Genomic DNA, 20230 nt, shown 5'->3' with positions numbered 1-20230 from the left:
CCTGTTCCGCCCGCCCGCAGTGGCTGCGGGCGGGCGTTGCCATCAGTTGGCGACGATGTTGACCAGCTTGCCCGGTACCACGATGACCTTGCGAATGGCCAGGCCGTCGATGAAGCGCAGGACGTTCTCGTTGCTGCGCGCGGCGGCTTCGATTTCTTCGCGGCTGGCGGCGGCCGGCATTTCGACCTGCCCGCGCAGTTTGCCATTGACCTGCACCACCAGGGTGACGGTGTCCTGCACCAGCGCGGCTTCGTCGACCGCTGGCCAGCCAGCGTCGATCACGGCCTGATCATGGCCCAACTGCTTCCACAGCTCGTGGGAGATGTGCGGGGTGATCGGCGCCAGCAGCAGGGTCACGGCTTCCAGGCCTTCGTGCAGCAGGGCACGGTCTTGCGCCGTGGCTTGCGGGGCTTTTTCCAGCACGTTCATCACGGTCATCACCTGGGCGATGGCGGTGTTGAATTTGTGGAACTGGCCGACGTCGGTGCTGGCCTGCTTGATGGCGGCGTGAATGGCGCGGCGAATGACCTTCTGTGCGTCGTCCAGGGCGGCGACATCCAGCTTGCCCGGCAGGCCTTGGGCGACGTGTGCCTGGGCCAGGCGCCAGACACGGCGCAGGAAGCGGCTGGCGCCTTCGACGCCGGAGTCGGACCATTCCAGGCTCGCGTCAGGTGGCGAGGCGAACATCATGAACAGGCGGCAGGTATCGGCGCCGTACTGGTCGATCATCGACTGCGGATCGACGCCGTTGTTCTTCGACTTGGACATCTTCTCGGTGCCGCCGATTTCCACCGGCAGGCCGTCGGTCTTCAGGCGTGCGCCAATGATCTTGGCCTTGGCATCGCGTTCGATTTCGACATCGGCCGGGTTGAACCAGTCCTTGCCGCCGTTGCTGGCAACGCGGTAGTAGGTTTCGGCCACGACCATACCCTGGGTCAGCAGGTTCTTGAACGGCTCGTTAGAGGTTACCAGGCCTTCGTCACGCATCAGCTTGTGGAAGAAGCGCGCATACAGCAAGTGCAGGATGGCGTGTTCGATACCGCCGATGTACTGGTCGACCGGCAGCCAGTGGTTGGCCGCTTTCGGGTCGACCATGCCACCTTCGTAGTTCGGCGAGGCGTAGCGGGCGAAGTACCAGGACGACTCGACGAAGGTGTCCATGGTGTCGGTTTCGCGCTTGGCCGCAGCGCCGCATTTCGGGCAGCTGCATTCGTAGAATTCTGGCATGCGCGCCAGTGGCGAGCCGGCACCATCGGGCACCACGTTCTCCGGCAGGGTCACCGGCAGCTGGTCTTCTGGCACGGGCACGTCGCCGCAGGACGGGCAGTGGATGATCGGGATCGGGCAACCCCAGTAGCGCTGGCGGCTGATACCCCAGTCGCGCAGGCGGAACTGGGTGCGCGATTTGCCCAGGTCCTTGCGGATCAGGGCTGCTTCGATGGCGTCGAAGGCGCCGGCAAAATCCAGGCCGTCGAACTCGGCGGAGTTGATCAGTTGGCCGTGCTCGCCATAGGCGTCCTGCCACTCGTTGCCGACTTCATCGCCGGCGCTGGTGCGTACTACGGCCTTGACCGGCAGGTTGTACTTGTGGGCGAACTCGAAGTCGCGCTCGTCGTGAGCCGGCACCGCCATTACCGCGCCATCGCCATAGTGCATGAGCACGTAGTTGGCGACCCAGACCGGCAGCTTCTCGCCGGTCAGCGGGTGCTCCACCAGCAGGGAAGTGGCCATGCCCTTCTTCTCCTGGGTGGCCATGTCGGCTTCGGCAACGCTGCCGGCCTTGCATTCTTCGATGAACGCCTGCAGCGCCGGGTTGCTCTGGGCAGCCTGGGTGGCCAGCGGGTGCTCGGCGGCGACGGCGACGTAGGTGGCACCCATCAGCGTGTCGGGGCGGGTAGTGAAGACCTTGAGCGTGCCGGCGTGGCCGATGCTGGCCTGGTCGTAGGGGAACTGGACTTCCATGCCGCGTGACTTGCCGATCCAGTTGCGCTGCATGGTCTTGACCTGCTCGGGCCAGCCCGGCAGTTCGTCGAGGCTTTCCAGCAGCTCGTCGGCGTAGTCGGTGATGCGGAAGTAGTACATCGGGATTTCGCGCTTTTCGATCAGCGCGCCGGAACGCCAGCCGCGGCCGTCGATGACCTGCTCGTTGGCCAGTACGGTCTGGTCTGCCGGGTCCCAGTTCACGGTCCCGTTCTTGCGGTAGATGATGCCTTTCTCGAACAGGCGGGTGAACAGCCACTGCTCCCAACGGTAGTAGTCAGGCTTGCAGGTGGTCACTTCACGTGCCCAGTCGATGGCCAGGCCCAGGCTCTTGAGCTGGGTCTTCATGTACTCGATGTTTTCGTACGTCCACTTGGCCGGGGCGACGTTGTTCTTCATCGCCGCGTTTTCCGCGGGCATGCCGAAAGCGTCCCAGCCCATCGGCTGCAGCACGTTCTTGCCCAGCATGCGCTGGTAGCGGGCAATCACGTCACCGATGGTGTAGTTGCGCACGTGGCCCATGTGTAGCTTGCCGCTCGGGTACGGGAACATCGACAGGCAGTAGTAGGTGTCCTTGCCTGGCTGTTCGGTAACAGCGAACGATTGTTGCTCGTCCCAGAAGTTCTGGGCGGCGGCTTCGATATCACGGGGCGTGTATTGTTCGTGCATGGCTACTTTTTGCTGAGAGGGAAGAGACCTTGTTCCAGGCAGCGGAACCTCGCTGCGTCCGGCACTCCGGTGTCATTTAGAGTGAACGCCGTAGCATACAGCAGCGCTGCGTATCGTGGGAAACCTTCGTTGCGAATGGCCGCTGGTCGCTGCACCCGGCTGCTTTTTGCAACGACGCTAAGCTCTGGTGTGGGGGGAGATATTCTTATCTTCAATGAGGTGAACGGATGGGAGAGACGCAGCTACCCGCAATCAGACCGGAGCTTTACGAGCGCCTGATCGACCGGCTTGGCCTGGCACTCGAAAGCGCCAGGACCTCTGTGCGATTGCGCGACGAGATGCCAGCCGAGCTGGAGTTGCGTGGCCTCAGCCACGCAGAGTTCGAAGTGATCAAGGCCTACCTGGAAGCCCTTCCGGGGCGCCGTAATGCTGCTGTCGGCAGTTACCCACAAGCGGAGCCGGCATCAGCCAAGATTATCTGGCTCAAGGACCAGAAGCGCGCTGCCACTGCGGCCAGTTCCAGAACGCTGCGCCAGCGCTAGTCATTCAGGGCGCCCGGCGCAGGCCATCGCGCCACGGTCATTCATCATTCATACAGCTTGCGATCGGCACTGGCCCTACCTTGTTGACCGGTGCCGATCCTTTTAGGCTGCACGCCTGCCAAGGAGGTGTGGCCGATGCCCATACGATTTTTTATCAAACAATGGCTGATGCCGCCGGGCATCTTGTTCCTGTTGCTGCTTGCCGCATGGTGGTGGCGTGCGCGCCGGCCACGGCTGGCGGCGCTGTGTTTTGGCGTGGGGCTGGGTGGCTTGTGGCTGATGAGCTTGCCGCTGGTGGTGCAGGAAACGGCCCGCGTGCTGGAGACCGAGCCGCCACTGGCCGTGGGCGACTGGGCGGGCCTGGCAGGGCGGGCAGACGCCATCGTGGTGCTGGGCGCGGGCCGTGAACGTGGCGACCCGGCCTGGGGCGGCAGTGACCAGCCCACGGCCACGGCGCTGGAGCGCATGCGGTTTGCCGCGCGGCTGGCCAAGGCCTCCGGTTTGCCGGTGCTGACCAGTGGCGGGCTGCACTATGGCAAGCCGCCGAGTGAGGCGCGGTTGATGGCCGATCGCCTGCGTGAGGATTTCGCGGTCAAGGTGAGGTGGCGCGAAGAGGCCAGCCGCACCACCTGGGAGAACGCCCAGCTGTCGGCCAAGGTGCTGCAGCCGCTGGGGATTCGCCGTGTGGTGGTGGTCACCCAGGCCTGGCACATGCAGCGTTCGCGCTGGAGCTTCGAACAGGCAGGGTTCGAGGTGGTGCCGGCGCCGGTGGGGTTCCTTGGGCGCGAGCATGCGCGGCCGTTCGGCGGGTTGCTGCCGGAAAGCCGGGCGATGTGGCAAAGCGGGCAGTTGTTCAATGAGGTAGTGGGGTTGGTGGGGTACCGGGTGTTCTATTGAATTCAGGTTTGCGCGGTTCCTTGTAGGAGCGGCCTTGTGTCGCGATGGGCTGCGCAGCAGCCCCGGATCTCAGCTCTATCTCAAGATTGCCGGGGCTGCTTTGCAGCCCATCGCGACGCAAGGCCGCTCCTACAGGGACCGTGTAATGCCAGTTAGACGGTCTTGGCTATGCGCCCGGCCAGCAATGCCCAGCCCAGCAGCAGCACACAGACAATCGCCAGCGGCCACGAACGCCATTGCAGGTAGGGCGTGAGCTGCTGCATCGGCACCACTTCGCCATACATTACCGCCTGCTGGAATTGTGGTACCTGCGTGGTGATACGGCCGAACGGGTCGATCAGCGCGGTCACACCATTGTTGGTGGCGCGGATCATCCAGCGGCCGGCTTCCAACGCACGCATCTGCGCCATCTGCAGGTGCTGCAGCGGGCCGATCGAGGTGCCGAACCAGGTGTCGTTGCTGATGGTCAGCAGCAGGTCGCTACGCGCCGCCAGCCCTGCAGCGAATTCCGGGTAGACCACTTCGTAGCAGATGTACGGGGCAATCTGGTAACCCTTGGCCTGCAGCAGTGGCTGGTCTTCCGGGCCGCGGGCAAAGTCCGACATGGGCAGGTTGAAGAACTCGATGGCGCCACGCAGCATGTCCTGCAGCGGCACATACTCGCCAAACGGCACCAGTTTCTGCTTGAGGTAGGTGCCATCGCCTTCGCCGGCCACCGTGATACCGTTGTAGTAGCGGCGCTGGTGATGCACCTCTTCGCGTACCGGTACGCCGGTGATCAGCGCCGAATGCCGTTCGGCGGCAAAGCGGCCCATCACATCGATGTAGCCCTGGGCCTGGTCCTTGAGCACCGGCACCGCGGTTTCGGGCCACACCAGCAGGTCCACTGGCTTGGAACTGAAGCTCAGGTCACGGTACAGCGCCAGTTGTGCATCGATGTGCGCCGGGTCCCATTTCAGGTCCTGTTCGACGTTGCCCTGTATGGCCGCCACTTTCAGCGGGTCGCCAGCCGGCTTTGTCCAGGCATGACCTTTGAGTGCCAGGCCCAGGGCCCAGGGCGCCAGCAACAGCACCGCGGCAATGGCCAGGAACGAAGGGCGCGCGCGCAGGCGGTGCAGGTTGCACAGCAGGGCGGCAGAAAGGGCCAGGGCGAAGGAAACCAGCCATACGCCACCCAGCGGGGCAAGGCCTGCCAACGGCCCGTCGAGCTGGCTGTAACCGGCGTAGAGCCAGGGAAAACCGGTCAGGAACCAGCCGCGGAAAGCTTCCTGCAGCAGCCACAGGGCGGCGAAACACAAGGCGTCGGCCAGCGGCGCTTCGTTGCGCCGCAACCAGCGCGCCCACAACCAGGTGGGCAGGGCGAAGAACCACGCCAGAGCGGCGAAAAATGCCAACAACAGCACGATCGCCAGCAACGGCGAGGCGCCGCCGTAGGTGGTCATGCTGACGTAGATCCACCAGGTGCCCGCGCCGTACAGGCCAAACCCGAACCACCAGCCACGCCACATGGCCTGGCGCGGGCTGAGCTCGCGCAGGCCCAGGTAGAGCAGGGCGATCGATAGCAAGGCCAGCGGCCAGATATCGAACGGTGCCAGGGCCAGGAGGGTGGATGCGCCGGCCGCCAGGGCCAGCAGGTTACCGGGCCAGCCGGGGCGGGTGATCCAACGCATGTTTGTCCTTAACGGTTGATCGGGGTCAGGCGCAGCAAATGTATCCGCCGGCTGTCGGCGTTGAGAATACGGAACTTGTAGGCGCCGATCTCGGTGGTTTCGTTACGCTTGGGCAGGTGGCCAAAGGCACTCATCACCAGGCCGCCGACGGTGTCGAACTCGTCATCGGAGAACTCGCTGTCGAAGAACTCGTTGAAATTTTCGATCGGGGTCAGCGCCTTGACCAGGAAGTCACCGCTGGGCAGCGGCTTGATGTAGCTGTCTTCCTCGACATCGTGCTCGTCCTCGATATCGCCAACGATCTGCTCCAGCACATCCTCGATGGTGACCAGGCCGGCCACGCCGCCATATTCGTCGATGACCACGGCCATGTGGTTGTGGTTGGCACGGAACTCGCGCAACAGCACGTTCAGGCGCTTGGACTCGGGCACGAAGGTGGCCGGGCGCAGCAGGTCCTTGATATTGAAGCTGTCGCCGTTCTCTTTGAGGATGAGCGGCAGCAGGTCCTTGGCGAGCAGGATCCCGAGCACATCGTCATGGCTTTCGCCGATCACCGGGTAGCGCGAGTGCGCGGCGTCGATCACCGCCGGCAGGAATTCGCGCGGCGACTGGCTGGCCTTGATGCTGATCATCTGCGAGCGCGGGACCATGATGTCGCGCACCTGCAGGTCGGCGACCTGGATGGCGCCTTCGACAATGGTCAGCGCCTCGCTGTCCAGCAGTTTGTTCTGATGGGCTTCGCGCAGCAGCTCCAGCAGCTCCTGGCGGTTTTTCGGCTCATGGGCAAAAGCCTGGGTCAGTTTACCCAGCCAGGACTTCTGCCCGTTGCTCGATCGATCTTCGCTCATGGCGGTTCTCGTGATCCTTCGTGTATCAGTGTGTGAGGGTGTCGGTTTCATCATCGGCATAGGGGTCGGGGTGACCCAGTTCTGCCAGCAATTCTCGTTCCAGGCCTTCCATCTCCTCGGCTTCCACATCGTCGATGTGGTCGTAGCCAAGCAGGTGCAGGCAGCCGTGGATGACCAGGTGGGCCCAATGCGCGTCTAGCGACTTGCCTTGCTCGCTTGCTTCGCGCTCGACCACCGCCACGCAGATGACCAGGTCGCCCAGTAGCGGGATATCGAGCAGGTCATCGGGTACATCGGCAGGGAACGACAGCACGTTGGTCGCGTAGTCCTTGTGCCGGTAGGTGTGGTTCAGCTCACGGCCTTCGGCTTCGTCGACCAGGCGAATGGTCATTTCCGAGTCGGCGCTGCGCTGGCGCAAGGCCAGCTCACACCAACGGCGGAAGTCCTCGTCGCCCGGGGCAGCGGCATCGGTGGCCCGTTGAATGTCGAGTTCAAGCATCTTTGCCGGGTGCCTCAGGCTTGGCCTGGCGGGCATCGAAGCGGTCATAGGCCTCGACGATACGCTGCACCAGTGGATGACGAACCACGTCTTTGGGCTGGAAGTGGGTGAAACTGATACCCGGCACGTCCCGCAATACTTCGATGACGTGTGCCAGCCCCGACTTGGTGCCACGGGGCAGGTCGACCTGGGTGATGTCGCCGGTGATCACCGCGGTAGAGCCGAAGCCGATGCGGGTCAGGAACATTTTCATCTGCTCGAGCGTGGTGTTCTGGCTTTCGTCGAGGATGATGAAGCTGTTGTTCAGGGTGCGGCCGCGCATGTATGCCAGCGGGGCGATCTCGATGACCTGGCGCTCGATCAGCTTGGCCACGTGCTCGAAGCCGAGCATTTCGTACAAGGCGTCATACAGCGGGCGCAGGTACGGGTCGATCTTCTGCGCCAGGTCGCCAGGCAGGAAGCCAAGCTTTTCGCCTGCCTCGACCGCCGGGCGTACCAGCAGGATACGGCGCACCTGCTCGCGCTCCAGTGCATCCACGGCGCAGGCCACTGCCAGGTACGTCTTGCCGGTACCGGCCGGGCCGATGCCGAAGTTGATGTCGTTGGCGAGGATTTCCTTGACGTAGCGCTGCTGGTTCAGACCGCGCGGCCGGATATTGCCCTTGCGGGTGCGCAGCGACACGCTGACTTCGTTGACGGCCGGGTTGTCGATGTGCTCGACGGCCGACTCCTGCAGGTACAGGTGCACGGTTTCCGGCGACAGGTCAGTGGCCTTGGTCTCACGGTAGAGACGGCGCAGCAGCTGTTCGGCCGCAGAGGTTGTCTTGGGTTCGCCGATCAGTTCGAACTGATTGCCACGGTTGCGGATTTCGATGGCCAGGCGCTGTTCGATCAGGCGCAAGTGCTCGTCGAACTGGCCGCACAAGTTGGCGAAACGGTTGGCCTCGAAAGGTTCGAGGATGAAACGATGGGGTTCTATGGGTGCGTTCAAGGTCGTTTTTAGCCGCTCGACGGCAATGGAGTTGAACTCAAGAATAACCCTTGAATGGCAGTGGCGAAAGCACTGAAACGATCAAGGGTATGTTCGCCCTGCACCGGGCGCGTGTACCCATGCTGGCGTACTGGCGGTCAGGGCAACGGCGAGAACGGCGTGCGCCCTTCGGCGTTCTGCAGTTCCAGCAGGTATTTGCGGAAAATCTGGCCGAGCACCTGGGTGGCATGCTCCAGGTCGTCGCGAGGCATTTGCTCGGTGACTTCGTCGGCCATGTCCAGCGCGTCTTCGGCACCGTTGACCGCGGCCATTTTCAGCAGGATGTACGCCTGCACATTGTTGGCCTTGACCCCTTCGCCATGGAAGAACATGGCCCCCAAGCGATACTGGGCATCGGCCTGGCCTTGCAGCGAGGCTTTCTGGAACCAGTCCAGGGCTTTGTTAAGGTTCTTGGGGGTTTGCGTGTAGAAGTACTCGCCCAGTTCGAACTGCGCCTGGGCGTCCCCCGCGCTGGCGGTCTGCTCGCAGGCCTTGAGGGCGTTTGCCAGGTCTTCAGGCTGAACGTTCAAGGTGCAGCGCCCCGTTGCCGGAATGAGCAACGAGTTACCGCCCTCCGCCAGGGCCAGCAGGGGCTGAAGAAGCAACAGGCAGCCCAGGGTCAGGGCGCGGCCGGTGCGGTTCATGGGGATCGACTTACCTCTGCAAAGCTGCGGCCAATGTCTCTGGTGGCACATTATGGGATAAGCAGCGCCAACCTTACAAAGTTTTACTCGAATTTCTGCTTGGTTGGGGAAGTCAGCTGATTGTGCATGAATAATTGTTGCCTGTACCGGCCTCTTTGCGGGTGAGCCCGCGAAGATCCCGGTACAGGCAAAGCATCACTTAAGGGCAGCAAACGCCTTTTCAGCCGCATCCAGGGTGATCTGCAACTCCTTGTCGCCATGGGCGATGGAGGTGAAGCCTGCCTCGAACGCGCTCGGTGCCAGGTATACGCCACCGTCGAGCATCAGGTGGAAGAAGCGCTTGAAGCGCTCGGCATCGCTGGCCATCACGTCATCGAAGGTGACGATATCGTCGGCACCGCTGAAGTACAGGCCGAACATGGCACCGGCCTGGGTGGTGACGAACGGCACCCCGGCGGCATCGGCGCGCTGTTGCAGGCCGTCGAGCATGCGGCTGGTGTAGTCGGTCAGCTCGGCGTGGAAGCCGGGGCGGCTGATCAGCTTCAGGGTGGTCAGGCCGGCGGCCATGGCCAGCGGGTTACCCGACAGGGTGCCGGCCTGGTAGACCGGGCCCAGCGGGGCGATGCAGCCCATGATTTCACGCTTGCCGCCGAAGCAGCCGACCGGCATGCCGCCGCCGACGATCTTGCCGAAGGTGGACAGGTCCGGGGTGATGCCGTAATGGCCCTGGGCGCCACCCAGGGAAACGCGGAAGCCAGTCATCACTTCGTCGAAGATCAGCACCACGCCATGCTTGTCGCACTGCTCGCGCAGCCCTTCGAGGAAGCCCGGGGCCGGTGGCACGCAGTTCATGTTGCCGGCCACTGGCTCGACAATGATGCAGGCCACGGTCTGGCCAACTTCGGCCAGGGTCTTCTCGACGGCAGCGATGTCGTTGAACGGCAGGGTCAGGGTGTGCTTGGCGAAGTCGGCGGGCACGCCCGCCGAGCTGGGGACGCCCTGGGTCAGCAGGCCGGAGCCGGCTTTTACCAGCAGGCTGTCCGAGTGGCCGTGGTAGCAGCCTTCGAACTTGATGATGGCATCGCGGCCGGTGTAGCCACGGGCCAGGCGGATGGCGCTCATGGTGGCTTCGGTGCCCGAGCTGACCATGCGCACCATTTCCATCGACGGCACGATCGAGCAGACCAGGTCGGCCATTTCGGTTTCCATGGCCGTTGGCGCACCGTAGGACAGCCCGTGCTGCAGCTGCCTGCGCACCGACTCCAGCACCTCGGGGTGGCCGTGGCCGAGGATCATCGGGCCCCAGGAGCCGACGTAATCGACATAGCGCTTGTCGTCCTCGTCAACGACGTAGGCGCCCTCGGCATGCTTGAAGAACAGCGGCGTACCGCCAACGCTCTTGAAAGCGCGGACCGGCGAGTTGACGCCGCCGGGGATGTGCTTCTGGGCTTGGGCGAACAGGGCTTCGGAACGGGACATGGGAATCTCTCGAATCAGGATGCGAACAAGGCGTTGAAGGCGCGGGCGCGGCGGGTAACTTCCTGCGCGCTGTCGGCACCGAACAGGCCGTGGATCACCGCCAGCAGGTCGGCGCCATGGTCGACCAGCGGGGCGGCGTTGTCGAGGGTAATGCCGCCGATCACCGCGATCGGCAGCTTTACCTGGGCGCGAGTCTGCTCCAGCAGCTCGATACTGGCGGCAGGCGCGCCGGGCTTGGTCACGGAGTTGAAGAAGCGGCCGAAGGCCACGTAGCTGGCACCTTCCTTGGCGGCCTGGGCGGCCAGCGCGAGGCTGGCGTGGCAGGTGGAACCGATGATCGCCTGGCGGCCGAGCAGGGCCCGGGCCGGGGTCAGCGGGCCGTCGGTCTGGCCCAGGTGCACGCCGACGCCCAGGCGCGCGGCCAGTTCGGCGTCGTCGTTGATCAGCAGCTGGGTGCCATAGCGCTCGCACAGCTTCATCAGCGCTTCGGCTTCACGCAGCCGGCGCGCTGCGTCGTCGCTTTTGTCGCGGTACTGCAGCAGGCACACGCCGCCTTCCAGCGCCGCTTCGACATAAGACAGGAAACGGCCGGCAAGCAGTTGACTGTCGGTAATGGCATACAGGCCACGTAGCTTCATGGAAAGCCTCGCTTCAAGCGCAGAAGTCCAGGGGCAGGCGGCGCGGCACGTACTGGCCTTTGCCCAGCTGCTCGGCGTCACGCAGGGTGCGCCAGGTGTAGTCGAGGGCGCTGCGTACGGCACTTTCCAGCTGCTCGCCCAAGGCCAGGCGGCCGGCCAGGGCGCTGGCCAGGGTGCACCCCGAGCCATGGTAGCTGCCTGGCAGGCGCTGGCAGGTCCAGGTGTATTGCTGGCCGTTCTGGGTGTACAGGCGGTTGTGGATTTCGTCTTCGTCGCCGTGCCCGCCGGTAATCAGCAGGTGCTTGCAGAACGGCAAGAGTTTCTCGGCACACGCATCGGCGCTGCCCTCGGGCAGTTCGGCGAGAATGCGCGCTTCAGGCAGGTTCGGCGTGGCGATGGTCGCCAGCGGCAGCAGGCGTTCGCGCAGGGCATAGCCTACTTCATCCTTGCCCAGGCGGCCGCCGCCGCCGGCGCGCAGCACCGGGTCGCAGACCAGCGGCAGGTGCGGGTGGGCGGCCAGCAGCTCGGCCACGGTGTCGACCATGTCGATCGAGCCAAGCATGCCCAGCTTGACCGCGGCAACCGTGGAGTCGGCCAGTACGGCGTTAGCCTGGGCCAGCACCCACTCGCGGTCGAGTACCCGGAAGTCGGAAACATTGACGGTATCCTGCACGGTCAGGGCAGTCACGGCGGGTGCAGCGTGACAGCCTTGGGCGAGCAGGGCTTCGATATCTGCCTGCAAGCCGGCGCCGCCACTTGGGTCGTGGCCGGAGAGACAGAGGACAACGGGGCGGGAGCTGTAGGTATTCATGGTCGGCGAGCTTACCACCAAACCTGTTTGGGAGAATCGTCCGACAAACCGGATTTACTGATCGAATGGTCAGCTTACGGCTTGCATCTTCCATCAAACTATTGATTTAGAAGCCTTTTTTCGCGTTTTGGCATGGCCGATTGCCAGCGGTTACAGCTATGCTAGAGTGCTTGGATAACTCGACAAACGGACTCTGCTGGATCACGTCGTCTCAAACGGATGGGAGGCAACCGCGACGCGACTGCACAGACCAGGCTGGGGCTGTATGCGCTATTTGCTGATTGTGCTTCTGGGGATGCTGCCCGTGCTGGCCGGCGCAGTCGATTTCGACGAGGCTACCCGGCACCTGCCGCTGGGCAAGGTCATGCAGGTTTATGAGGACCCGGATGGCAGTAGCAGCATCGCCCAAGTCAGCGCCCCGGACTTCGCCAGATACTTCCGCCCCCACCCAGATGAGGTGCTGAACGCCGGTTATTCCACTTCGGTGTTCTGGCTCAAGGTCGAGTTGCGCCCGGTTGCGGCGCCCGGTGCTGCGCCCCGGCAGTGGCTGCTGGAACTGGCCTACCCGCCCCTGGATCATCTGGAGCTGTACCTGGCCGATGGCAATGGCGGCTACCGCCTGGCCCAGCGCACCGGCGATGCCTTGCCCTACGACAGCCGGCAGGTGCGCCAGAGCAATTATCTGTTCGAGCTGCCGCTGCCGCCTGGCCAGGTGACTACCGCTTACCTGCGGCTGCATAGCCAGGGCTCGGTGCAGGCGCCGCTGGCGCTATGGGCCCCCGAGGCCTACATCGAGGCGCAACCGACCCGCCTGTATGTGCTTGGCATGATTTATGGCGTGCTGCTGGTGATGCTGGTGTACAACCTGTTCATCTACCTCAGCGTGCGCGACGTCAGCTACCTCTACTACATCCTCTATATCGCCTCGTTCGGCCTTTACCAGGTGTCGGTGAATGGCGCCGGTGTAGCCTACTTCTGGCCGGACAGCCCATGGTGGGCGAATGCCGCGACACCGCTGAGCATCGGTGCTGCCGCGCTGTTCGCCTGCCAGTTCGCCCGCCACTTCCTGCAGCTTGGCAGTATCAGCCGGGGCTTCGATCGGCTATTGCAGCTGTTGATGCTGGGGGGCGTGGCGGTCATGGTGCTGGCCGTGAGCATGGCCTATGGGGTGGCGCTGCGCATGGCCACCCTGCTGGCGCTGCTGTTCACCGTCAGCGTGTTCAGCGCCGGGCTGTATGCCTGGTGGCGCGGGTTGCGCCTGGCGCGTTGGTTCATCATTGCCTGGACGGCGTTCCTGCTTGGTGGCCTGGTCAACACCCTGATGGTGCTGGGCTACCTGCCGAACGTGTTCATCACCATGTATGCCAGCCAACTGGGTTCGGCACTGGAGGTGGCGCTGCTGTCGCTGGCGCTGGCCGACCGCATCAACATCCTGCGCGAGCAGCAGGCGCAGGCCTTGCGTGAAACCGGCCGTACGCTGGAACAACTGAATCTGCAGCTGGCCAGGAGCAACCGGTTGAAAGACGAATTTCTGGCCAGTGTGACCCATGAACTGCGCACGCCGATGAACGGGGTGATTGGCTCGCTGGAATTAATGCATACCTTGCCGATGGAAGGCGAGATGGCCCAGTACCACCGTACAGCGGTCGGTTCGGCGCAGGGCATGATGGACATGGTCGATGCCATCCTTACGCTGTCCGAGCTGCAAGCGGGGCGCCTGCGGGTGCAGCCGGCGCCGTTCAGCCTGCGTACTTTGTTGCAGAGCCTGCGCGCCGGTTATGCCGGCCAGGCATTGGCCGAGGGCCTGTACCTGAGCCTGGATATCCCGGCCGATTTGCCGGATGGGTTACTGGGTGACGGGCCCAAGCTGGCGCGTTGCCTGGGGTGCCTGGTGGATAACGGGTTGAAGTTCACCCATCAGGGCGGCGTGGTGATCCAGGTGCGCGGGCGCCGGGTGGGGCCGGATGACATGGCGCTGACCTTCACTGTCAGCGACAGCGGTATCGGCTTCGATGACTTGGACCAGGCGACGTTGTATCAGCGGTTCTTCCAGGTAGATGGCTCGATGACCCGGCGCTATGGCGGGTTGGGGATCGGGTTGTCGATCTGCCGGCAGATGGGCGAGTTGCTGGGTGCGCGGTTGGCGCATGAGTCGACGCGGGGGTTGGGGAGCCGGTTTGAGTTGAGTTTGAATATGGCGGTTTCGCAGGGGCAGGTACCGGTGGGTATCTTGCAGAAGCGTCGTTCGGTTTGAGGGGGGGCGGCGCTCGATCTCACAGGCGCTGAAAGTGTCGCGGCGAACCCTTCGGCGCTCGACCTCACCCGCGCCGCAGATCTTATGGCGAACACCTGTCAGCCCAGATGCAGGCTCAAGACATGCATCTGCACCCCATGCCCCCACCACCACACCTTTAGTCACGAATGCCACTTTGCCAACCCCGCAGGCAGTGCTTCACTGGGTCTTTCAAGCCTACCCGGATCCAGGAGCCCCCGATGAACCTGCACCAGTACGCTGAAACCCACGCAGTCACCAACCAGCCACCGTCCCTCGACGGTGCCAACCTTTACCGCCTCGACCTGCCACTCCAGGAGTGGTCGCGGCGTTTCGGCGCGGGCTGGGCCGAGTCGCGGATCGATGCCTACGGGGCCTTGGCCGGGGGGGCGCTGATGCAGGCTGGCTTTCTGGCCAACGCCCACAAGCCCGAATTCAGCAGCCACGACCGCTACGGCCATCGCATCGATCTGGTCGAGTTCCACCCGGCCTACCACGAACTGATGCGCACCGCGATCGAGTACGGCCTGCCGTCGCTGCCATGGGCCGAGCCGCGCCCCGGGGCGCATGTGGCACGGGCATCCATGACCTACCTGCACAGCCAGGCCGAAGCCGGCAGCGGCTGCCCGTTGACCATGACCTTCGCCGCCGTGCCAGCCTTGCGCTTGCAACCCGAGCTGGCCGAGTACTGGCTACCGAAAATCCTCGCCTGCGAGTATGACCCGCGCAATGTCGGCGACCGGCACAAGGCCGGGGTCACCCTGGGTATGGCGATGACCGAAAAACAGGGCGGCACCGATGTGCGGGCCAACACCACCCGGGCCTACCCGGTCGGGGCGCCGGGCCCGGGTCAGGCCTACGAGCTGGTCGGCCACAAGTGGTTCTGTTCGGCGCCGATGTGCGATGCCTTCCTTACCCTGGCGCAAACCGAAAAGGGGCTGAGTTGTTTCCTGCTGCCGCGCCACCGCCCGGATGACAGCCGCAACCAGTTCTATATCCAGCGCCTGAAGAACAAGCTGGGCAACAGCTCGAACGCCTCCAGCGAGGTGGAGTTTCGCGGGGCGTTGGCGTGGATGATCGGCGAAGAAGGGCGCGGTGTGCCGACCATCATCGAAATGGTCGCCATGACCCGCTTCGATTGCATGGTCGGCTCCAGTGCGCTGATGCGCCAGGCGCTGACCCAGGCTACCCACCACTGCGCGTACCGCAAGGTCGGTGGGCGCGTGTTGAATGAGCAGCCGCTGATGCAGAACGTGCTTGCCGACCTGGCCTTGGAGAGCGAGGCTGCGCTCGCCCTCAGCCTGCGCATGGGTCAGGCGCTGGAGCAGCTCGAAGACCCGCAGCAGGCGCACTTCGCCCGCCTGGTGACGGCAGTGGGCAAGTACTGGATCTGCAAGCGCGCGCCGGCCATGATCAACGAAGCCGCCGAATGCCTAGGCGGTGCCGGTTATGTGGAAGACAGCATCCTGCCCCGGCTGTACCGCGAAGCACCGGTGAACTCGACCTGGGAAGGCTCGGGCAATGTGCAGTGCCTGGATGTGCTGCGGGCCCTTTCCAAGGAACCGGGGGTGCTCGATGCCTTGTTCGCCGAGCTGGGCGATGGGCATGGCGACCCACGTTTGGCGGCGCATATCGGCAACCTCAAGGGGGCGTTTGCCGATACTGGCGACATGCAGTACCGCGCGCGGCAACTGACCGAGGATATTGCCCTGGCGTTGCAGGCCAAGCTATTGCTGGGGGCGGGCAATGCGTTGGTGAGTGATGCGTTCATTGGCAGCCGGTTGGCGGGGGGCGGCCGGGTGTATGGGGCGTTGCCGCGTGGTGTGGATGTGCAGGCATTGGTGGCGCGGGCGACGCCAGCCTGGGCGAATTGATTCGGCTTCTTCGCGGGCATGCCCGCTCCCACAAGATCTTCATGGATGTCCCGGGCGGTGCCGTACCTGTGGGAGCGGGCGCGCCCGCGAAGGATCCAGCACCGATCAATGGGGATGTATTTAGCCAAGAAGGCAGGCAAGATGGTTCACATGCATGTCCAGACAGGAAGCACAGTGTGAGCCACGCTTTTGTAGTCGTTGATACCCCCGAACAGGCCGTCGATCGTCTGGCGGCCCTGCATGAACAAGCCACCGGTGCCCTAAGCCTCGCGCTCAAGCGTTATCTGAAAGACCGCACCGAACCCGACGCCGAGCAGCGCGACCTGTTCCGCTACCCGGCCCTGCGCCTGACCTACTACAGCCATGGCGAAGTCGCCGCTACCACGCGTGCCTATGCCAAGGTGCAGGTCGCGGGCACCTACAGCGTCACTGTCACCCAGCCCGCGGCGTTCCGTGGTTATCTGCTGGAGCAGCTGCGCCCGCTGATGCACGACTACACCGTTACCGTAGAAGTGGGCGTCAGCGAACAGAATATCCCTTACCCCTATGTGGTCGACCAGGGTGACGAACTGGCCGGCAGCGGCATCACCGCTGCGCAGCTGGCGCGGGTGTTCCCCAGCACCGACCTGTCGGCCGCCACCGACAATATCGCCGACGGCCTGTACGACTGGGATCATGCCGACGTGTTGCCGCTGGCACTGTTCGATGCCGCACGCGTGGACTTCTCGCTGCGCCGCCTGGTGCATTACACCGGCAGCGACTGGCGCCACATGCAGCCGTGGATCCTGCTGACCAACTACCACCGCTATGTCGACCAGTTCATCAGCCATGGCCTGGAGCAGTTGCGTGACGACCCGCGTTTCGTGCGCATGGTGCTGCCGGGCAACGTGGCCATCGAAAAGGGCATGGACCATGGCGAAGCCCAGGCGCTGGTTGCCAGCGTGGTCTGGCACCGTTACCAGATGCCGGCCTACCACCTGATCGCCGCCGACGGTGACGGCATCACCTTGGTCAACATCGGCGTCGGCCCGTCGAATGCGAAGAACATCACCGACCATCTGGCGGTGTTGCGCCCGCATTGCTGGTTGATGATTGGCCACTGCGGCGGCCTGCGCCAGTCGCAGACCATTGGCGACTATGTTCTGGCACACGCCTACATGCGCCGCGACGGCATTCTCGACCGCGTGGTGCCGCCGAATATTCCGATCCCGGCCCTGGCCGAAGTGCAGTTGGCGCTGCAGGAAGCGGCTGCGCAAGTGACCGGTGAGCGTGGCGAACAGTTGAAGAAGCGCCTGCGCACCGGCACCGTGCTGACCTACGATGACCGTAACTGGGAGCTGCGCTGGGCCCAGGAGCGGCCGCTGATCAACCTCTCACGTGCCGTGGCGGTGGACATGGAAAGCGGCACCATTGCCGCCCAGGGCTACCGCTTGCGGGTACCGTACGGCACCTTGCTGTGCGTGTCCGACAAACCGCTGCACAGCGAGATCAAGCTGCCAGGTTCGGCCAACGCCTTCTATAACCGGGCGGTCAGCCAGCACCTGAAGATCGGCATTGCCGCCCTCGACCTGCTGCGCACCGAGCTCAACTCGTTGCACTCGCGTAAACTGCGCAGCTTCGATGAGCCGCCGTTCCGCTGAGGATCCATGTCACTGCCACCCCGTAACAAGCCGCGCCGCCCCCAGGCGCGGCCTGCCGCCGGCCCGCGTCGCCAGGCCAAGGCGCCGCCGGCCGAGCCCCGCCTGATCCTGTTCAACAAACCGTTCGACGTGCTGACCCAGTTCAGTGACGGCGAAGGGCGGGCGACGCTCAAGGACTTCATCGACATCCCGGGCGTATACCCGGCCGGGCGGCTGGACCGTGACAGTGAAGGCTTGCTGTTGCTGACCAACGATGGCGGGCTACAAGCGCGGATTGCCGACCCCAGGCACAAGCTGGCCAAGACCTACTGGGTGCAGGTGGAAGGTGAGCCGAGCGACGAGCAGTTGCAGCGTTTGCGTGACGGCGTGGAGCTGAACGATGGGCCGACCTTGCCGGCCGAGGCGCGGCGCCTGGCCGAGCCCGCGTTGTGGCCGCGCAACCCGCCGGTGCGTTTTCGCAAGAGCGTGCCGACCAGCTGGCTGGAGCTGGTGATTCGTGAAGGGCGTAACCGCCAGGTGCGGCGCATGACGGCAGCGGTGGGGTTGCCGACCTTGCGCCTGGTGCGGGTACGCATTGGTGACTGGGCGTTGGAGGGGCTGGAGCAGGGGTGCTGGCGCGAGGTTCCGGCAAAATTGCAGCGCTAGTGGGGGCCGCTTTGCGGCCCATCGCGACACAAGGTCGCTCCTACAGAACCGCGCAAACCCATGCCTTGGGTCGCGATCCCCGCTTTGTGCGACCCCTGTAGGAGCGGCCTTGTGTCGCGATGGAGCGCAAAGCGCTCCCCGCATTCCCAAGGCCTAAACCCCTTCAAGAAACCCCACCACCACGCTCTTGATGATAAAGGCCAGCACCCCCAGCCCCAGCACGAAGAACAGGATCAGCGTACCGAACTTGCCCGCCTTGGACTTTTTCGCCAGGTCCCAGACGATGAAACCCATGAAACCGATCAGCACGGTGACTAGGATGATCATCATCCACTCTTCGAATACGGCGGGATCCATCGGTGTTCTCCAGGCAGTTTGAGCGCTCGAGTATACGCTCGCAGGCGCGGGCAATTACCGAAGGTGGGTCAATGGCAGCTCGGTGCTGGCCAGCACCTGGTTCAGCACGAAACTCGAACGCACGCTGGTGACGCCTTCGATGCGGGTCAGGCTGCCGAGCAGCAGTTTCTGGTAGTGGTCCATGTCGGGCACCACCACCTTCAACTGGTAGTCGGCATCCATACCGGTGACCAGGCTGCATTCCAGTACCTGTGGCAGGTTGCGGATAGCGGCCTCGAAGGTCTCGAAGCGCTCCGGCGTGTGCCGGTCCATGCCGATCAGCACGTAGGCGGTCAGGCTCAGGCCCAGCTTTTTGCGGTCGAGCAGGGCGACCTGGCGGGAGATGTAGCCGTCGTCCTCCAGCTGCTTGACCCGACGCGAGCATGGCGAAGGCGACAAGCCGATGCGCTCGGCCAGTTCCTGGTTGGAAATGCGCGCATCGCGCTGCAATTCGGCGAGGATGCTCAGGTCATAGCGGTCGAGTTTGCTCATGGCATTTGCCTTTTCTGTTCGGATTGCGGCGAATTATCATTCCAGGGTGAAAAATTGCGCAAGTACTATTTATATGAGCAATCTTCGCAATCCGCTGCCGCCAGCTGTCCGGTATCTTTATCAACAGAATCACTGCCCGGACATCAGTCCACGGCGACGCGCCCTAGGCGGGCGGTCGCGGCCAGCCATCCAACCGGATCCGCAGGCCCCCGGGCTACACAGCTTCCAGAAGACGCTGTGAGGTGAGCCGGCGCCACAAGTGCCGAGCACGGACGACAATTCCTGAAGGGAGGCCCTGCGGCCTCCCTTTTTTCATGTCGGTAATTTTAATTGGCCGGCCTGAAGAGCACGGTAGACTGGCTGCAGCCGCAGTTTACTTACCGAGAGGAATACCATGACGTCGCGCATCTGGCAGTTGGCAGGTGTTGGCTTGCTGGGGTTGGGCATCAGCCTTGGGGCGCTGGCCGAAGGGCCCGGCGACCCTGGGCCCGGTCGGCCGCTGAACGCCCGCGACGAAGTACGCCAGACTCAGCCGCCCAGGCAGGGCTACTACCAGGATATTCCCCGCCGCCATGGCGATGAGCATCGCTGGCAAGCCGGGGGGCCGGGGCCAAGGCCGGGTGGCGACTGGCAGGGGCGCCCGGACGGCCATGGCAATGGCTGGGGGCCGGGGCCGCAGTACCGCCCTGGGCACACGGTCGATCGTTTCCCTGACCGCTACTGGAAAGTGCCCTATCGCGGCCATGACTACTTCTACTCCGGCGGCTACTGGTACCGCCCGCATGGCGGCAATTACATCGTGGTAACCCCGCCTTACGGTGTGCGGGTCAATTACCTGCCGCCGTATGCACGGGAAGTGTGGGTGGGTGGGGCGTTGTTCTTCCTGGTTGCCGATACCTACTACCAGTACCTGGCAGACAGCCAGGAATATGTGGTGGTCAACCCGCCGGCAGTGGCGCCGCCACCCGCGCCGCCACCGCCGGTTGCGGGCGGCTATGACGTGGTGGCGTACCCGATGTATGGCCAAGGCCCGGAGCAGCAGGAGCAGGACCGTTACCAGTGCCACCGCTGGGCGGTCAGCCAGTCAGGCTTCGACCCGGCCACCGCGACCTACGCGCCGCCGCCGAATGTGCTCAGCAATTACCAACGCGCACTGGGGGCCTGCTTCAGCGGCCGAGGGTACAGCGTCAACTGACCCACGCGC

General features: G+C 64.1%; 18 protein-coding genes. 7 read left to right on the top strand and 11 right to left on the bottom strand.

The genetic code is table 11. The features are described 5' to 3' along the window. Positions 1–42 precede the first annotated feature (42 nt). Positions 43–2649 (bottom strand): leucine--tRNA ligase, encoded by a 2607-nt coding sequence (leuS, locus tag K4A76_RS20730; protein ID WP_274411061.1) that lies wholly within the window; start codon positions 2647–2649, stop codon positions 43–45. A gap of 227 nt (positions 2650–2876) precedes the next feature. Here leuS and K4A76_RS20725 point away from each other — a divergent pair, with 227 nt between their 5' ends. Together K4A76_RS20725 and K4A76_RS20720 are read left to right on the top strand one after the other, a co-directional pair. Continuing rightward, complete coding sequence (locus K4A76_RS20725) at positions 2877–3191, top strand: hypothetical protein (RefSeq protein ID WP_009685393.1); 315 nt, start codon at positions 2877–2879, stop codon at positions 3189–3191. Positions 3192–3326: 135 nt separating this feature from the next. Next, a complete protein-coding gene (locus K4A76_RS20720; RefSeq protein WP_274411060.1) occupies positions 3327–4088 on the top strand; it encodes a YdcF family protein in 762 nt (253 codons plus the stop codon). Between the two features lie 152 nt (positions 4089–4240). Here K4A76_RS20720 and lnt read toward each other — a convergent pair whose 3' ends face one another. The 8 genes from lnt to K4A76_RS20680 form a co-directional block, all read right to left on the bottom strand. Next, positions 4241–5758: an apolipoprotein N-acyltransferase gene (gene lnt, locus K4A76_RS20715; protein WP_144189380.1), complete on the bottom strand. Its 1518-nt coding sequence runs from the start codon at positions 5756–5758 to the stop codon at positions 4241–4243. 8 nt (positions 5759–5766) lie between these two features. Next, positions 5767–6606 carry an HlyC/CorC family transporter gene (locus K4A76_RS20710; protein ID WP_009685396.1) on the bottom strand — a complete coding sequence of 280 codons (840 nt, stop codon included), beginning with the start codon at positions 6604–6606 and terminating at the stop codon, positions 5767–5769. 25 nt (positions 6607–6631) lie between these two features. After that, positions 6632–7105 carry an rRNA maturation RNase YbeY gene (gene ybeY, locus K4A76_RS20705; protein ID WP_274411059.1) on the bottom strand — a complete coding sequence of 158 codons (474 nt, stop codon included), beginning with the start codon at positions 7103–7105 and terminating at the stop codon, positions 6632–6634. After that, positions 7098–8096 (bottom strand): PhoH family protein, encoded by a 999-nt coding sequence (locus K4A76_RS20700; RefSeq protein WP_009685398.1) that lies wholly within the window; start codon positions 8094–8096, stop codon positions 7098–7100. Before K4A76_RS20700 ends, ybeY begins: the two co-directional genes overlap by 8 nt. 137 nt (positions 8097–8233) lie before the next feature. After that, positions 8234–8779 carry a tetratricopeptide repeat protein gene (locus K4A76_RS20695; protein WP_274411058.1) on the bottom strand — a complete coding sequence of 182 codons (546 nt, stop codon included), beginning with the start codon at positions 8777–8779 and terminating at the stop codon, positions 8234–8236. Between the two features lie 195 nt (positions 8780–8974). Beyond that, positions 8975–10258 carry a glutamate-1-semialdehyde 2,1-aminomutase gene (gene hemL / locus K4A76_RS20690; protein WP_009685400.1) on the bottom strand — a complete coding sequence of 428 codons (1284 nt, stop codon included), beginning with the start codon at positions 10256–10258 and terminating at the stop codon, positions 8975–8977. A gap of 14 nt (positions 10259–10272) precedes the next feature. Further along, positions 10273–10896 carry a thiamine phosphate synthase gene (thiE, locus tag K4A76_RS20685; protein ID WP_274411057.1) on the bottom strand — a complete coding sequence of 208 codons (624 nt, stop codon included), beginning with the start codon at positions 10894–10896 and terminating at the stop codon, positions 10273–10275. A 13-nt stretch (positions 10897–10909) separates the two neighbouring features. Further along, a complete protein-coding gene (locus tag K4A76_RS20680; protein ID WP_029884760.1) occupies positions 10910–11707 on the bottom strand; it encodes a hydroxymethylpyrimidine/phosphomethylpyrimidine kinase in 798 nt (265 codons plus the stop codon). Positions 11708–11972: 265 nt separating this feature from the next. Here K4A76_RS20680 and K4A76_RS20675 point away from each other — a divergent pair, with 265 nt between their 5' ends. The 4 genes from K4A76_RS20675 to K4A76_RS20660 all read left to right on the top strand — a co-directional run bounded on the left by K4A76_RS20675 (position 11973) and on the right by K4A76_RS20660 (position 18138). Continuing rightward, positions 11973–13961, top strand: coding sequence for a sensor histidine kinase (locus K4A76_RS20675; RefSeq protein WP_054911686.1), 1989 nt, complete (start codon positions 11973–11975; stop codon positions 13959–13961). A gap of 239 nt (positions 13962–14200) precedes the next feature. Next, complete coding sequence (locus K4A76_RS20670) at positions 14201–15853, top strand: acyl-CoA dehydrogenase family protein (RefSeq protein ID WP_274411056.1); 1653 nt, start codon at positions 14201–14203, stop codon at positions 15851–15853. A 176-nt stretch (positions 15854–16029) separates the two neighbouring features. Next, positions 16030–17493, top strand: a complete 1464-nt coding sequence (gene amn, locus K4A76_RS20665) for an AMP nucleosidase (RefSeq protein ID WP_009685408.1) — start codon at positions 16030–16032, stop codon at positions 17491–17493. Between the two features lie 6 nt (positions 17494–17499). Continuing rightward, the gene (locus tag K4A76_RS20660; protein ID WP_110679089.1) at positions 17500–18138 is read left to right on the top strand and encodes a pseudouridine synthase; all 639 of its coding nucleotides are present in this window, start codon (positions 17500–17502) and stop codon (positions 18136–18138) included. A 153-nt stretch (positions 18139–18291) separates the two neighbouring features. Here the strand turns inward: K4A76_RS20660 and K4A76_RS20655 are convergent, their stop codons facing one another. Then, positions 18292–18495, bottom strand: coding sequence for a DUF2788 domain-containing protein (locus K4A76_RS20655; RefSeq protein ID WP_003249787.1), 204 nt, complete (start codon positions 18493–18495; stop codon positions 18292–18294). A gap of 54 nt (positions 18496–18549) precedes the next feature. Further along, positions 18550–19026: an Lrp/AsnC family transcriptional regulator gene (locus K4A76_RS20650; protein WP_003249795.1), complete on the bottom strand. Its 477-nt coding sequence runs from the start codon at positions 19024–19026 to the stop codon at positions 18550–18552. A 394-nt stretch (positions 19027–19420) separates the two neighbouring features. Between K4A76_RS20650 and K4A76_RS20645 the strand changes: the two genes are divergently transcribed. Then, complete coding sequence (locus tag K4A76_RS20645; protein ID WP_029887385.1) at positions 19421–20221, top strand: DUF6515 family protein; 801 nt, start codon at positions 19421–19423, stop codon at positions 20219–20221. Positions 20222–20230 lie beyond the last annotated feature (9 nt).

It is taken from the genome of Pseudomonas sp. NEEL19 (assembly GCF_028751975.1).
Taxonomy (GTDB): Bacteria; Pseudomonadota; Gammaproteobacteria; order Pseudomonadales; family Pseudomonadaceae; genus Aquipseudomonas; species Aquipseudomonas juntendi.
The sequence above is the reverse complement of the archived record's forward strand: the minus strand, read 5'-3'. Positions and strand labels throughout refer to the sequence as shown.

What these genes read in the sequence shown, in the direction of transcription:
- thiE (WP_274411057.1), bottom strand. Translation starts at nt 10,896, where the DNA reads ATGAAGCTACGTGGCCTGTATGCCATTACCGACAGTCAACTGCTTGCC.
- K4A76_RS20645 (WP_029887385.1), top strand. Translation starts at nt 19,421, where the DNA reads ATGACGTCGCGCATCTGGCAGTTGGCAGGTGTTGGCTTGCTGGGGTTG.
- leuS (WP_274411061.1), bottom strand. Translation starts at nt 2,649, where the DNA reads ATGCACGAACAATACACGCCCCGTGATATCGAAGCCGCCGCCCAGAAC.
- K4A76_RS20680 (WP_029884760.1), bottom strand. Translation starts at nt 11,707, where the DNA reads ATGAATACCTACAGCTCCCGCCCCGTTGTCCTCTGTCTCTCCGGCCAC.
- K4A76_RS20660 (WP_110679089.1), top strand. Translation starts at nt 17,500, where the DNA reads ATGTCACTGCCACCCCGTAACAAGCCGCGCCGCCCCCAGGCGCGGCCT.
- lnt (WP_144189380.1), bottom strand. Translation starts at nt 5,758, where the DNA reads ATGCGTTGGATCACCCGCCCCGGCTGGCCCGGTAACCTGCTGGCCCTG.
- K4A76_RS20655 (WP_003249787.1), bottom strand. Translation starts at nt 18,495, where the DNA reads ATGGATCCCGCCGTATTCGAAGAGTGGATGATGATCATCCTAGTCACC.
- K4A76_RS20650 (WP_003249795.1), bottom strand. Translation starts at nt 19,026, where the DNA reads ATGAGCAAACTCGACCGCTATGACCTGAGCATCCTCGCCGAATTGCAG.
- ybeY (WP_274411059.1), bottom strand. Translation starts at nt 7,105, where the DNA reads ATGCTTGAACTCGACATTCAACGGGCCACCGATGCCGCTGCCCCGGGC.
- K4A76_RS20710 (WP_009685396.1), bottom strand. Translation starts at nt 6,606, where the DNA reads ATGAGCGAAGATCGATCGAGCAACGGGCAGAAGTCCTGGCTGGGTAAA.
- K4A76_RS20695 (WP_274411058.1), bottom strand. Translation starts at nt 8,779, where the DNA reads ATGAACCGCACCGGCCGCGCCCTGACCCTGGGCTGCCTGTTGCTTCTT.
- K4A76_RS20725 (WP_009685393.1), top strand. Translation starts at nt 2,877, where the DNA reads ATGGGAGAGACGCAGCTACCCGCAATCAGACCGGAGCTTTACGAGCGC.
- hemL (WP_009685400.1), bottom strand. Translation starts at nt 10,258, where the DNA reads ATGTCCCGTTCCGAAGCCCTGTTCGCCCAAGCCCAGAAGCACATCCCC.
- K4A76_RS20675 (WP_054911686.1), top strand. Translation starts at nt 11,973, where the DNA reads ATGCGCTATTTGCTGATTGTGCTTCTGGGGATGCTGCCCGTGCTGGCC.
- K4A76_RS20720 (WP_274411060.1), top strand. Translation starts at nt 3,327, where the DNA reads ATGCCCATACGATTTTTTATCAAACAATGGCTGATGCCGCCGGGCATC.
- K4A76_RS20670 (WP_274411056.1), top strand. Translation starts at nt 14,201, where the DNA reads ATGAACCTGCACCAGTACGCTGAAACCCACGCAGTCACCAACCAGCCA.